General features: G+C 72.2%; 1 protein-coding gene and 1 pseudogene. Both read left to right on the top strand.

Annotated elements, in window-relative coordinates; genetic code table 11:
* On the top strand, positions 1–504 hold a 504-nt coding region (locus tag G6023_RS15455; protein ID WP_182636371.1), incomplete at its 5' end, for a hypothetical protein.
* Positions 491–767 (top strand): annotated as a pseudogene (locus G6023_RS15450) (hypothetical protein); the annotation flags it as partial. The gene G6023_RS15455 and the pseudogene G6023_RS15450, both read left to right, overlap by 14 nt.

The raw sequence follows: 767 nt of genomic DNA, 5'->3' as shown, positions 1-767 counted from the left end.
GAGATCCACACCGCGTGGGTGCTGTGGCTGGCCGCCGCCGCGTTCGGACTGCTCGGCATGCTGATCAACTCCGCGACCGCCAGCTTCGGGGACCTGCCCACCGCCACGCGGGACGCCTTCCGCGACGCGGTCGCCAACACCGGGTCCGCTGACGTCTCCGTCGAGAGCATGTTCTCCATCGCTCTGGCGGCCGGGGCGGTGCTGGCGCTCATCGTCGCCGCCGTCACCGTGTGGCTGGCCTTCCGGCTGCGAGCGGGCAAGGGGTGGGCCCGCACGATGCTCGACATCGTCGCCATCTTCCTCGTCGTCGACGCCGTGTCCGTGGTGATCGGTGTGTTCGGCGGAGTCGCGACCGCGGGGGAGCGGGGAGACGTCATCAGCTTCGTCGTCATCGCCCTCCAGATCCTCGCCGGACTGTGCGCCGCAGCCGCCGTGTGGCGCCAGCACAAGGCCGAGGCCATCCAGTACACGACCCCGGGAGGCGGCGCGCGTGCCGGCAAGTGAACCCACCGCCGCCCGGCCGGGAATCGAACCCGAGGGGCCGATCCTGTACGCCGAGGACGGCTGGAGCTGGGCCTGGATCCTCGCGGCGCCCGCGTTCTGCGCCGCTGCCGCAGGGTTCGAGCTCGCCACCGGCGCCCCGGTGCACTGGCTGATGCTCACCGTCTGCGCGATCGCGACCGCCCTCTGCCACGGCGTGATGATCGCCGCCACCCGCGTCCACGGTCGTGTCCGCCTGACCCCCGACGTGTACCTCCAGGGCACCG

The sequence above is a fragment of the Dietzia sp. DQ11-71 genome (genome assembly GCF_014144995.1).
Taxonomy (GTDB): domain Bacteria; phylum Actinomycetota; class Actinomycetes; order Mycobacteriales; family Mycobacteriaceae; genus Dietzia; species Dietzia kunjamensis.
This window is presented reverse-complemented; position numbering and strand designations above follow the sequence as displayed.